Here is a 12344-nt window from a genome sequence, read left to right as displayed (position 1 = left end):
GCCCGCCTCACGCGCCCGGCGCGACCCGGGCGGGCGCGCGCTCGCCGGCGCGCATCCGGGCGGCGATGACGCGGTAGGCGCGGGTCCACGCGTCCCGGTGCGCCTCGGTCCAGTCCGCGGCGCTCACCTCGGACAGCGCCGCGACGAGCGCCTCGCCGAACCACTCGTACATCTCCGGGGTCACGCCGTAGGCCGCGTGCTGGGCGCCGAGCCGCCCGAGCTTCTCGGTGAGCCAGACGTCGTCCTCGAGGTGGTCGAGCACCGCCATGAGCGCCCGCTCGAACATCGTGCCCTGCGCCCCGGGGCTGTTGCGGGTGAAGAGCCGCCTCGCCTGCGGGTACCGCTCGAACAGGGCCCGATACACGAGGCGAGGGAACTCGTGATCACGCTGCACGACGAGCTCGAAGCTGTCGCGCAGCAACTCGGCATCATGGGACGACATGAAGGAACGCCCCTCCGTCGGGGTGAGCATCGATCCCGCGACCAGCATCGTTCGTGCCGCGAAATATCCGCCGACGCGCGCGGCTCGCCGGTCCGGCCGCGGCCCACGCCCCGTGCGCGCACGCCGCAGGGCGTGTGCGCGCACGCCTCCACGTGCACACCTGGACACAAATGCGTCCACCGACACACCGCTCGCTGTAGTGCAATGCCGGCCCCAGCAACAAGGCAACGACCGATCCGCCAGGCGGTCCAGTTGGGTATCCTCGCATGCGCACCGGGCGGTCACGCCGCGCGCTCGGCGCGGCCGTGATGGTGGAGGGCTCGATCCGTGTCGTTCCTCGAAGGTTCTCTGGTTGCGGGTCGGTTCCTCATCGAAACGCTGGCCAGGCGGGGCGGCATGGGGGAGGTATTTCGCGCCCGGGACGTGACGACGGGCGCGCCGGTGGCCCTCAAGCTGCTGCACGCGGACGCCGCGCGCTCGGAGGAGACCGAGCGTTTCCTGCGGGAGGCGCGGTTCCTGGCCGATCTCAGGCACCCCGCCATCGTCGCGTACCTGGCGCACGGGAAAGCCCAGGACGGCCGGCCTTTCCTCGCGATGGAGTGGCTGTCGGGGAAGGATCTCGGCGAGCGCCTCGACCACGGGCCGCTGCGCATCTCCGAGTGCGTGACGCTGCTCACGCGGGTCGCCGACGCGCTCGCCGTCGCCCACGGCCGGGGCGTGGTCCACCGCGACATCAAGCCGAGCAACCTGTTCTTGCGAGACGAGCGCGTCGACGGCGTCACGGTGCTCGATTTCGGCATCGCGCGCTGGGCGGCGGCCGGCATGACGCTCACGGGGACCGGGCGCTTCGTCGGCACCCCCGGCTACATGGCGCCGGAGCAAGCGCGCGGCGACCGCGAGCTCGGGCCGGCCGTCGACGTCTTCGCCCTCGGGTGCGTCCTCTTCGAGTGCCTGACCGGGAAGCACCTGTTCGCCGGCCGGGATCTGGTGGGCGTGCTCGCGAAGATCCTGTTCGACGAGGTCCCCCCGGTCGGCTCGCTGCGCCCGGACACGCCGCCCGCGCTGGCGGAGCTGCTCGCGCGGATGCTCGACAAGGATCCTCAGCGGCGCCCGCGCGACGCCGCGGCGCTCCGCGAGCAGCTCGCCGCCCTGACGCTGCCGGAGGAGGGCGACGAGGCGCCGGCGCCGGTGCTCGCGCCGCCGCCGACGCCCCGGGCGCTCACCGGCGAGGCGATGCAGCTGCTCAGCGTCGTCCTCGCCGTGCCGGCCTCCGGCCACCCCAGCGAGACGCTGCCGCCATCCACGGCCCAGACCTGGGCCCGCCCGACGCGCGACGCCCTGCGCTTCCGGCTCGCGCGCCTCGGCGGCCGCGCCGAGTGGCTGGCGGACGGCTCGCTGATCGTGATCGTGTCGCCGGCGAGCAGCGCGGTGGATCAGGTCTCGACGGCCGCCCGCTGCGCCCTCGAGGTGCAGCAGCACTGGCCCGAGGCCCGCATCGCGCTGACCACCGGCCGCGGGCTGCTCCAGGGCGGCGTGCCCGCCGGAGAGGCGATCGACCGGGCGGTGGCGCTCTTGCGCGGCGCGGCGCCGACGGTGACCGCCGAGCCCGACCCGCAGGGCGCCGCGCTCGAGCCGGGGATCTGGCTGGACGAGCTGAGCTCGAGGCTGCTCGAGCCGCGCTTCCTGATCACGACGCTGGGCGGGCAGCTGGCCTTGACCGGCGAGCGCGCGAGCGTCGACGAGTCGCGCCCGCTGCTCGGCCGCCCGACGCCCTGCGTCGGCCGCGAGCAGGAGCTCTCGATGCTGCTCGGCGCGATCGACGGGTGCATCGAGGAGGCGGCGCCGTCCGGCGCGCTCGTGATCGGGGCGCCCGGCATGGGCAAATCGCGCCTGCGGCACGAGCTGCTCCGGCGCCTCCGCGCCCGGTCGCCCGGCCTCGAGGTGCTGTTCGCGAGCGGCGCGCCGATGAGCGCCGGCTCGCCCTACGCCCTGCTCGGCGAGGCGCTCCGCCGCCTCTGCGACGTGCAGGTCGGGGATCCCCCCGCGGCGCAGGAGGCCAAGATCCGCCAGCGCGTCGGCCAGCGCGTCCCGCCGGCCGACACCGAGCGGGTGAGCGAGTTCATCGCGGCCCTGTGCGGCATCGCGGTCGAGCGGCCGAGCGCCTCGCTGAGCGCCGCGCGCAGCGATCCGAAGATCATGAGCGAGCAGATCCGCCGCGCCTTCATGGATCTGCTGAGCGCCGAGGCCGCGGCGCGCCCTTGCCTCCTCGTGCTGGAAGACCTGCACTGGGGCGACGCGGCCACGGTCAAGCTCGTCGACGCCGCCCTGCTCGAGCTGCGCGAGCGCGCCTTCTTCGTGCTGGCCTTCGCGCGCCGCGAGGTGCACGACGTGTTTCCGAAGCTGTGGCAGGGGCGGGTCGTGCACCGGGTCCCGCTCGCCGGACTGACGAAGAAGGCGGCCGAGCGGCTGGTGGTCGCGGTGCTCGGCGCCGAGGTCCCGCCCAGCCTGGTGGCGCGCATCGTCGAGCAGGCCGCGGGCAACGCGCTGTTCCTGGAGGAGCTGATCCGCGCGGTGGTCGAGGGAAAGACCGAGGGGCAGCCCGCCACGGTGCTGGCGATGCTCCAGGCCAGGCTGTCCTGCCTCGAGCCGGAGGCGCGCAAGGTGCTCTGCAGCGCGAGCGTGTTCGGGCAGACGTTCTGGCGCAGCGGCGTGCTCGCCATGCTCGGGCAAGAGCGCGCGGCGGCCGGCGGCGACGGGGCGGATCGATGGCTGGAGAGCCTGGTCCGCTCCGAGATGGTGGAGGTGCAGTGGAGCAGCCGGTTCCCCGGCGACGCGGAGTACCGGTTTCGCCACGTCCTCGTGCGCGACGCCGCGTACGGCCTCCTCGCGGCGGAGGATCGGCGGCTCGGCCACCAGCTCGCCGGGGCGCACCTGGAGCAGGCGGGGGAGGCGGACCCCATGGTGCTGGCCGAGCACGCGCACCTCGGCGGGGATCTCGAGCGCGCCGCGCTGTATTACCTGCGAGCGGCCGAGCAGTCGTACCGGAGCAACGATTACGACGGCATGCTCTCGCGCGTCGAGCGCGGCATCGCCTGCGGGCCGCGCGGCGACATCCTGGGCCGGCTCCTCGGGATGAAGCTCGACGTCTGCTTCCTGCGCGAGGACTGGGACGTGGGCCTGGAGATCGGCAAAGAGGCCCTGTCGCTCTTGCCGCGGGGGAGCGTCGCCTGGAACAGGGCGGTGGGCCGGCTGGTGGTGATGACCGGCCACCTCGGCCTGGCGGACGACCTGGAGCCCCTCGTGAACGCGATCATGAGCAGCGAGCCCGAGCCCGGGGGCGAGGCGGCGTGCTGCATGCCCGTGGCGACGGCGATCACGGCGCTGAGCCACTGGGGCATGCGCGATCTGTCGCTGCGCCTCCTGGCGCGCCTGGAGCAGCTCGCGACCCGCGTGCCCGAGAGCGAGGAGCTCGCGCACGCGCAGCTGCGCTACAGCCGCTCCACGTTCTTGCGGCTCCTCGGGGACGATCCCTGGCAGGCGTACGAGGACGCGCGGCGCGCGGAGGAGGTCTTCTTCGAGGTGAGCCCCTGGCGCTGGCGCGAGTTCGCGGCGAGCTCGACCGCGCTCTCGATGGCGGAGCTCGGCGAGCACGCCGAGGCGGAGCGCAAGCTGCGGGAGTCGCTGGAGCGCACGCTGCGCATCAACGACGCTTTCACGGTCTCCAGCGTCCGTGTGTGGCTGTTGATCCTCCTCTCGGAGTGCTGCGCGCCGGAGCACCTGGACGAGATCACGGACCTGGCGAACCAGCTCATCGAGATCGGCGCCATGGAGGCGACCGTGGGGCCGGCGCACGGCGCGCTGGCGCGGGTCCTCGTGGCGCGGGGCCGCTTCCCGGAGGCGCGCGAGGAGGCGGAGAAGGCGCTCGCGGTCCTGCAGCGAGACCGGTTTTACCGGCCGCTGGTCTACCGGACGCTCATCCAGGCGCTGCTCCGGGAGGGGTGCGCGGAGGCCGCCCGGCAGGCCTCGGAGGAGGGGCTGGGCTGCCTCGCGGCGCTCGGCGGCTCGCTGGGGTACAGCGAGATCCCGCTGCGCCTCGCGATCAGCGAGGCGCAGCTCGCCGGCGGGGACACGGCGCGCGCGCGGGCCGCGATCGAGCAGGCGCTGCGCGCGGTCGAGGAGCGCGCCCGGAAGATCCCCGACGCGGCCGTGCGGCTCCGCTACATGGAGCAGGTGCCGGCGAACGCGCGGGTGAGGGAGCTCGCGCGCGCGTGGCTCGGGCGCGACGTCGAGCCGCCGACCGGGCCGCACGCGCGCGAGCGGACGGCGTGAAGCGACAGAAGAGACAGCAAGGGCGCAAGGGGACAGGGATGGAATTGGATCCGTCTCTTCCCCTTGCGTCCCTTGCGACCTTGCGGTCCTCTTCCCATGAACCGATTTTCACGGGATTTCAGCGAGATCGGCGCGCTAGACGTCGACCTTGTAGTTCAGCTTGACCTCGTCCCCGTGCATGCCGCGGAACCCCCAGTCGTGGGGCGGCGACTCCGAGATGCAGATCTCGATGTCCTGGTGCTCGATGCCGACCTCGTCCCGGATCCTGTCGAACAGGAGCCGCACGAGCTTCTTCTTCGTCTCCACGGTGCGCCCGGTCATCATCGAGATCTCGATGATCGTATACGCGTCGGTGCGCCCGCCCGGCGCCAGCATGTCCTCGCGCTCCATCGGGAAGAAGCGGTGCGCCCGCTTGTCCTGCGGCATCCCCAGCGCCTCCATGACGCAGGCGTGGATCACCCGCGACAGCTTCTCCTTCACCGGGTCGAGCCGGTCCTTGATCCCGTAAATCTTCACCTGAGACATCGAATCACTCCTGGAGCGGCGCTATCGCCGCCGTACGCCGCGGCTTCATCTACGCCGATTACGCCGATTACGCCGATTGCCCGAACAGGACCACGGCGATCGACAGGTTCGCGTGCTGGTTCTTGCCGCGGACGAAGCACCCCTGCTCTCCGAACGTGAACATGCCGAGGAACGGCGTCGGCCCCAGCGCGGCGCTCATCCCCTGGACCACGCGGCCGATGTCGTCGCGCACCGCGAGCATGCACCCGGCGCAGAAGATCACGAGCGCGCCCTGCGGCTGGAACGAAGGCCGCGCGGCCTCCAGCGCGGCGCCCGCGACGGCCGTGATGCGATCGAGCAGGCCCTCTCTCGACCCCTTCATGAGCACGAGCTCGTCGCCCTCGCTGATGTGCACGCCGAACGTCAGCGCGTTGTCCTGGTCCACCGCGTTCGGGTGGATGAGCAGGAACTGGGGGGCCTTGCCGGCCCAGCCGGAAGGCCGGCCGAGCGGGCTGAGCGCGCTCTCCGCCGCGATGGAACCGCCGCCGAGCTGCGCGGCGAACCTGCCGCCGGTCCACCGGTTGTAGACCTCCGCCGCCGGCTGCCCGTCGATCTCGGGCACCCGCCGCCCCTCCGAGCGCGTGACCCAGCCCCGGTGCTCGGTCGGCGTGTAGCCGGAGCCGAACGCATAGGCGATCTCGCCCGACGGGTACAACGCCGACAGCAGCACCGCGTCGCGGTGCGCCTGCCCGCGCCCGAGCTGCGACAGCGCCCCGTCGAGCGAGTTCGCCCCGGAGGTGCCGCCGAACACCGGCACGTCGGCCCCGACCGCGTCCTCGATCCCGCAGAGGACCTGCTCCTCCACCCCGAGCGGCGCGGTCAGCCAGAACAGCGCCGGCGGCTTGCCCGCCCGGCCGGCGTCCTCCATCGCGCGGCGCGCCGCGCGGGCGGCGGCGGCGCGCGGCGAATCCCCGATCGGCTCGGCCGCCGCGCCGTACGCGCCCCGCGCATCCGCGATGCCGAACAGCGCCAGGCCGGCGCCCGGCGCGCCGTGGACGCCAGCGGCGGTCATCACCGAGAGGCAGGAGCTCGACCCGTGGACCCGCACCGAGGGCGGAAGCGCCGCCGTGACGCGCGCGAGTTCGCCGAGATCGTGGCCCTCGGTGTAGCTCAGGAAGAGATGATCCGGCTCGCCGCCGAGGCCCGCGCGGAGCGCGGCCAGGGCCTCGGCGAACGCGACGCCCGTCGAGCCCGCCGTCGAGGACGCAGAGGCCATCTTCATCGCCCCCGCCGCCCCTTCCGCGCCCGCGCGGCCCGCCCGCGGAGCCTCGTTTGCGCCGGAGAGCGCGCCTGTCCCACTGTCCACGTCGTCGTTGCTCATCGGATCTGGACCTCCTGCGGCGCCCCCCGGTCGGGTCGATCACGCAGGATCCCTATACACCACCCCGCGCCGGGCTCGCCCGGTTTCGACCGCTGGCGCGGAGCGCCCCGCGGGCGCGACCACGGGGTCTCCAGCGCTGAGCCCGGTAGGGTGCCGCGGTGTCGCGGCGCGCGCTCCAGAGCGCCGCCGGCCCGCCAGCGCGCGCGCTCATTCCTCGGGATCGTCGCCCTTGGGCCCGGACTGCCCCGCTGCGGGCTCGTCGCTCTCCTCGCCGTCCTCCTCGGCGACCCCGGCGTCCGCCGCGCCCGCGCTCGTCGCCTCCGCGGCGAGCGCCATCCGCTCGGCGAGGGGCCGCTCGGGGAGCGTCAGCAGCGGCCCGTCGCCGAGCTCGCCGAACATGTTGAGGTACGCGTTCATCGCGTGGCACACCGAGTCGGTGCGCACGTAGCGGTCCCGCACGCTCCAGAACACCCCGCCGGCGGCCGCCTTCGGGTTCTTCAGCATGAAGGAGCTCTCGGGCCCATAGGTGTATTGCAAGATCTGCCGGATCGCCGCGACCACCGCGTCTTTGTACCGGTCGCAGCCCGCCATGCCCTTCGTTCGGCAGTGGTGATGGACCTCCGACATCACCTCGGCGAGCCACCCGCTCCCGCTGCTCGAGAGCGACCGCTGCCAGCGGCCGTAGCGGTAGGCGTCCTCGGGCCTGCGCCACTGCCGCTTCACGAGGTCGTCGGCGCAGCGGAACACGGTCTGCTCGACCCGCTGATCGCCGCTCGCCTTGGCGAAGTCGAGCAGCGACTGGACCGCCCACGAGCTCGAGATCGGGTTGGGCTTCCTGTACTCGTCGCCGAGGAAACAGCCCTTCTTGACGATCCTGGCGAGCAGGAAGTCCGCGGTCTGGGCCGCGGCGTCGAGGTACCTCTTGTTGTTCGTGGCCCGGTAGGTGCGCGACAGCGCGGAGAGGACCTGTCCCGTGTAGAGCGTCGACTCCTTCCCCTGGACCTTCCACGCGCCGCCCTCTTGCCCGACCAGGGCCGAGCGCACGCTGCCGTCCGGCCGCTGCATCGAGATCAGCCAGTCGGCCGCGAGGACGGCGGACTCCAGGTACTTCTTCTCCTTCGTGACGTTGTAGAGCTCGATCAGCGTGAAGATGGACTTCGACGCCGTGCCGACGACCAGCCGGCGCTCGGGGCGCTTCCGCTCCAGATCGAACGCGTAGAAGTAGGCGCCGGCCGTCCGATCGCGCGTCTCGTGGCTCTGCATGCCCATCACGAAGCCGGCGGCCTCGGTCGCCGTGCGGAGCAGGCGCGGGTCGGGCTTGTAGGCGTGCAGCTTCAGCAGGGTCAGCGCCGTGGACGCGGTGTAGATCGTGTGGAGCTCGTCCTCGAACCGGTCGGCGGGCGCGTGGTAGTACTTGTGAACCCCCTTGTGCGTCGGATCGATGACGCGCAAGAGATAGCCTTTGCCGTCCTCGATGCGCTTCGCGAGGAGGGCCTTGTCGAGGGCGCGGACCGGCACGAGCCCCTGGGTGAGCTCGAGGCCCTTCCCCTTGCGCTCGACGCTCTCGATCATCGACTCGTGATGATCCGGCAGCTCCACGACGAGCCGCGCGCCGGCGAGCGCCTCGCGCGCGCCCCCCGCCGCGGCCACGGCCCGTCGCGCGGCCTCCTTCAGCGCGACGCAGAGCCCCGCGTCCGACGCCTCCCCACGGGCGATCTGCTTCCCTTCCTGGAACCCCATCACGACGGCGCGGAAGGGCCGTTTGGACGACAGGGACAGATCGCACGTCACCTTGTCGCCGCCCGCGGCCACCTGGCGGACGAAGGCGACGGTGCGATCGCGGAAGGTGTCGTTGTCGAGCTCGGCGCCCGCGCCGCCGCCCGCCGGGACCTGGATCGCCGGGTCGGGCACCCGGGGCAGATTCGCCGCGATCTGGGCCGCGAAGCGGTCGTCGCCCTGGATCGCGGCGGCCTTCCGGACCTCCGGGGCGCCGGTCGACGCGGCCGGCGCGGCGGCGTCGGGCTTCCCGGCCGCGGCCTCCTCGGCGGGCTTGCGGCTATCGCAACCGATCGCGAGCGCGGAGGACACGGCGGCCACGGCCAAAAGGGTTGCGGTGGAGAGGGCGCGTGAAGACGGCATGGACAAGTACCCCGGAAGCAGCGATATCGACGCGTACCAAGAACCCCGAGGCCCCGCAAGGCCGAACGGGGATCGCGGCACCCCGTAGGTCGGGCGCTCGCCCCCTGTCGTCGCCACTCGATGCTCACATCGGCGCCGCGTGTACGCGCCGCGCGTGCCGTGCGCGCCGTGCGCGCGGCGAGCCCACAGCCGCCTGTGACGGCCGCGCGACAGCAAGACTCCTAGATGTTCCCGGGTGATTCATCGCTTGCGCCGATAGCGCGGAGACGGCGAACTACATGGGTTTCGTGCCCTCATCGGGTCTGAGACGAAAGGATTCGGGTGGCGGAATGCTCTTTTCAACACGACGCAATACAGCGTTAACATCATGGCTCGGGGCGGCCCTCCTCGCGATCGGTCCGGGATGCATTGCCGGAGCGGCCGCGGAGGATACGACCGAAGACGCCGAGCCCCTCGGCGGGAGCACGTCGTTCGTATCGGCGGACGATCTGCCCACGATGGTTTACGGGGAAGAAGAAGAGGAAAAAGAAGAAGAAGGAGAAGAAGAAGAGGAAGAAGAGCAGACCGAGCTCGAGGAGGGCGACATCTACCGGGTCATCGAGGACGGGCATCTCCTGAACCTCAACGGTTACCGGGGCCTGCAGGTCATCGACATCCACGATCCGGAGAGCCCGGCGATGGTCGGCCAGATGCCGGTCGCCGGGACGCCGGTCGAGATGTACGTCGATGGCGACCGCGCGATCGTGCTGCTGAACGACTGGGTCGGGCTCCGCGCCACCCCGGGCAGCCTCATCATGGATCGCCGGGCGGGCGGAGCCGTCCTGCTCATCGATATCTCCAACCGGAACGCGCCCGAGCTCCTGTCACAGCTCGATGTACCTGGAGCCATTCAGACGAGCCGTTACGCGAACGGCGCGACCCGGGACGCCCTTTACGTGGCCAGCACCAACTGGGGGTGGACGGATCTCGGGAACGATCAGTACGAGTGGCACAACGAGGCTGTGATCAAGAGCTTCGAGGTGACGCAGGGCGGGCTCGTGGAGCGCAGCCAGCTCGATCTCGGCGGGTACGTGACGGACATCCACGGCGCGGGAGACGTCCTGCTCGTGGCGCGGGGGCCCGAGGGCTGGGACCGCGAGAACAGCCAGGTGTCGCTCGTCGACATCTCGAGCGTCGACGGTTCCATGGCGCTCCGCGACACGGTCACCGTGGACGGCTATGTGCGCTCGCAGTTCCACATGGACTTCCGCGACGACATGCTGCGCGTCTTCTCCGGCCCGCAGTGGGGTGGCGGGGCGAGCCACCTGCAGACGTGGGACGCCTCGGATCCGGACAACCTCGCGCCGATCGACGAGGAGGACTTCGGCGACGGACAGCCGCTCTTCGGCGCGGTCTTCCTCGACGACCGGGCGTTCGCCGTCACCCACCTCCGCGTGGACCCCTTTCACGCGTTCTCGATCGATCCCGAGGGGAACATCGAGGAGAAGAGCGAGCTCATCGTCTCCGGCTGGAGCGACTTCTTCCGCCCGGTGCTCGGCGCGACCCGCCTCATCGGGGTCGGCGTGAGCGACGAGGGCGGGACGCGCAGGCTCGCGGCCAGCCTGTACGACATCACCGACCTGACCCATCCGAGCCCGATGCTCGCGCGCGCCGAGGTGAGCGGGGACGAGGGCGCCTGGAGCTGGTCGGAGGCCAGCTGGGATCACCGCGCGTTCACCGTGCTCGACGACGCCGTGAGCGTGGAGGCGCCGACCGGCGAGACCGAGACGGGCCTCGTGCTGCTGCCGTTCACCGGTTATCACAGGACGAGCGGCGCGTGGAAGCACGAGTCTGGCGTGCAGATCTTCACGTTCTCGGGCGCGACCCTGACCCGCCGCGGGGTGATGAGCCACGCCTCCCCCGTGCGCCGCTCGTTCCGCGTCGACCCGAGCACCGCGGCGAACGTGTCGGAGACGCAGCTCAGCCTCTACGATCAGCGCGATCTCGACGCCCCGGAGCGGCTCGGCGCCCTCGATCTCGCGCCCTCCTACAACGCGATCTTCGCGTACGGCGATATCCGCGTGCGCATCCGCAACCCCGAGCAGGACTCCTCGCAGCGCGAGCCCGACGAGATGGCCTTGGCAGAGGTCATCGACGCGGACGACGACGCCGGCCTCGCGACGCCGCTCGCGACCATCCCGGTCACGCCCGACGCGAGCTACTACAAGATCGGCGACGACCTGCTCGCCGTCGTGACCTCCCGGTACGTGAGCTGGCCGGACTACGAGACCACGATCAGCGTCGTCGATTTCTCGGACCCGCGAAGGCCGCGGGCGGCGGGCCAGCTCGTCACGACGGCCCTGCCCCCGACCTACGGCGCTTCCTACGATGATTCCTATGACCAGCCGACGAGGGTCCATGTCACGAACAGGTCGCTCACGTTCACGCGCAAGACCGACGTCTGGCGCGATCTCGGCCCGGGCGATCAGTGCGATTCGCACGTCGCGTACGCTCACGGCGACGACGCCTGTACCGGCCTCGACGGCTGCACGTACTACACGGGGCAGCGCACCTGCCAGTCGATCGACGGCGGGCCGGAGTACTGCGCGGGCGGGTTCGCCGCGTGCACCACGCGGCTCGGCGCCAAGGACGCCTGCGCGCCGGTCCTCGACGAGGCGGCGCTCGACGGGCTGATCGAGTCGTATTGCTACGCCGGCGACGTGGGCCGCCAGATCCGGCAGATGAGCGTCCACGTGGTCGACCTCTCGGACCCGGATCACCCGACCCTGGCGCCCGCCCTCGCGCTCCCGGCCGACGAGGACGCCGTGAGCTCCCTTTCCCACGAGGGCGACGTCTACATCTCCGTCAAGCGGCCCGCCGCCGTGCCCCACGACCCGCGCCCCCACGCGCGCTATTTCCTCCGGCGCGTCGACCTGTCCCACCCGGGGGCGCCCGCCCTCGGCCCGGCGATCAACATCCCCGGCGAGGCCCTCGCGATCCGCGGCACGAAGGTGTTCACGCGCGACCGGGTGTGGGGGCCCTACTTCATCGAGCCGGCGCTCGCGAAATCGACGCTGCACGGCGGGCTCGCGCACCTCGACAATCACCAGGAGCTCACCGGCAAGGCGCTCGGCGACACCGTCCTCATCGATCAGCACCAGAGGGCGCTCTTGACGTACGCCGAGCGGAGCTGGCCGACGTACTGGCGATGGAGCCACGGCGACGAGCCCGGCAGCTTCGCGATCCTGAGGGCCAGCCGCACGAGGACGTCGACCGGGTTCGACGTCCTCTCGGAGACGCCCGTCGACCGCTGGACGACGCTCATGCCCTACGCCGCCGAGCGCCGCGCGTTCTTCAACATGTACGGCGGCACGCTGATGGTCGACTACGACGACCCGCGGAGCCCCGTGGCGCAGGCGTTCTTCCACGGCGCGTGGTCCCCCCGGGTGCTGCTCGATCCGGCGCGCGACGAGGTCCTCGTCGCCGCGGATCGGTACGGCGTCCACCAGCTCGACCTCGACGCCTCGAACCTCCTCCCGTGACCCGCGAGGGAGGCGGCGCGCGCCTCCC

Annotated in this window: 6 protein-coding genes; 2 read left to right on the top strand and 4 right to left on the bottom strand. The window is 71.9% G+C overall.

Annotation, left to right across the window (positions count from 1 at the left end; genetic code table 11):
* Positions 1 to 7: 7 nt before the first annotated feature.
* Complete coding sequence (locus tag NQZ70_RS09035) at positions 8 to 442, bottom strand: globin domain-containing protein (protein ID WP_165373866.1); 435 nt, start codon at positions 440 to 442, stop codon at positions 8 to 10.
* 396 nt (positions 443 to 838) lie between these two features.
* Here NQZ70_RS09035 and NQZ70_RS09030 point away from each other — a divergent pair, with 396 nt between their 5' ends.
* Positions 839 to 4771, top strand: a complete 3933-nt coding sequence (locus tag NQZ70_RS09030; protein ID WP_129573858.1) for a serine/threonine-protein kinase PknK — start codon at positions 839 to 841, stop codon at positions 4769 to 4771.
* Between the two features lie 135 nt (positions 4772 to 4906).
* Here NQZ70_RS09030 and NQZ70_RS09025 read toward each other — a convergent pair whose 3' ends face one another.
* The 3 genes from NQZ70_RS09025 to NQZ70_RS09015 form a co-directional block, all read right to left on the bottom strand.
* Positions 4907 to 5296, bottom strand: a complete 390-nt coding sequence (locus NQZ70_RS09025; RefSeq protein ID WP_129573857.1) for a tautomerase family protein — start codon at positions 5294 to 5296, stop codon at positions 4907 to 4909.
* Positions 5297 to 5363: 67 nt separating this feature from the next.
* Positions 5364 to 6656: an FIST signal transduction protein gene (locus tag NQZ70_RS09020; RefSeq protein ID WP_129573856.1), complete on the bottom strand. Its 1293-nt coding sequence runs from the start codon at positions 6654 to 6656 to the stop codon at positions 5364 to 5366.
* 207 nt (positions 6657 to 6863) lie between these two features.
* Positions 6864 to 8753 (bottom strand): terpene cyclase, encoded by a 1890-nt coding sequence (locus tag NQZ70_RS09015; RefSeq protein WP_272828103.1) that lies wholly within the window; start codon positions 8751 to 8753, stop codon positions 6864 to 6866.
* Positions 8754 to 9292: 539 nt separating this feature from the next.
* On the opposite strand from NQZ70_RS09015, the gene NQZ70_RS09010 reads away from it, so the two are divergent.
* Positions 9293 to 12316 (top strand): beta-propeller domain-containing protein, encoded by a 3024-nt coding sequence (locus NQZ70_RS09010; protein WP_165373864.1) that lies wholly within the window; start codon positions 9293 to 9295, stop codon positions 12314 to 12316.
* Positions 12317 to 12344 lie beyond the last annotated feature (28 nt).

Origin of the sequence: Sorangium sp. So ce836 (assembly GCF_028553905.1) — a bacterium.
Classification (GTDB): domain Bacteria; phylum Myxococcota_A; class Polyangia; order Polyangiales; family Polyangiaceae; genus Sorangium; species Sorangium cellulosum_D.
Note: the sequence above shows the minus strand (reverse complement) of the source record. Positions and strands in the feature narration are given on the sequence as shown.

Bases quoted from the DNA above. Each gene is read 5' to 3' on its own strand.
- NQZ70_RS09035 (WP_165373866.1), bottom strand. From the start codon at position 442: ATGTCGTCCCATGATGCCGAGTTGCTGCGCGACAGCTTCGAGCTCGTC.
- NQZ70_RS09030 (WP_129573858.1), top strand. From the start codon at position 839: ATGGGGGAGGTATTTCGCGCCCGGGACGTGACGACGGGCGCGCCGGTG.
- NQZ70_RS09025 (WP_129573857.1), bottom strand. From the start codon at position 5,296: ATGTCTCAGGTGAAGATTTACGGGATCAAGGACCGGCTCGACCCGGTG.
- NQZ70_RS09020 (WP_129573856.1), bottom strand. From the start codon at position 6,656: ATGAGCAACGACGACGTGGACAGTGGGACAGGCGCGCTCTCCGGCGCA.
- NQZ70_RS09010 (WP_165373864.1), top strand. From the start codon at position 9,293: ATGGTTTACGGGGAAGAAGAAGAGGAAAAAGAAGAAGAAGGAGAAGAA.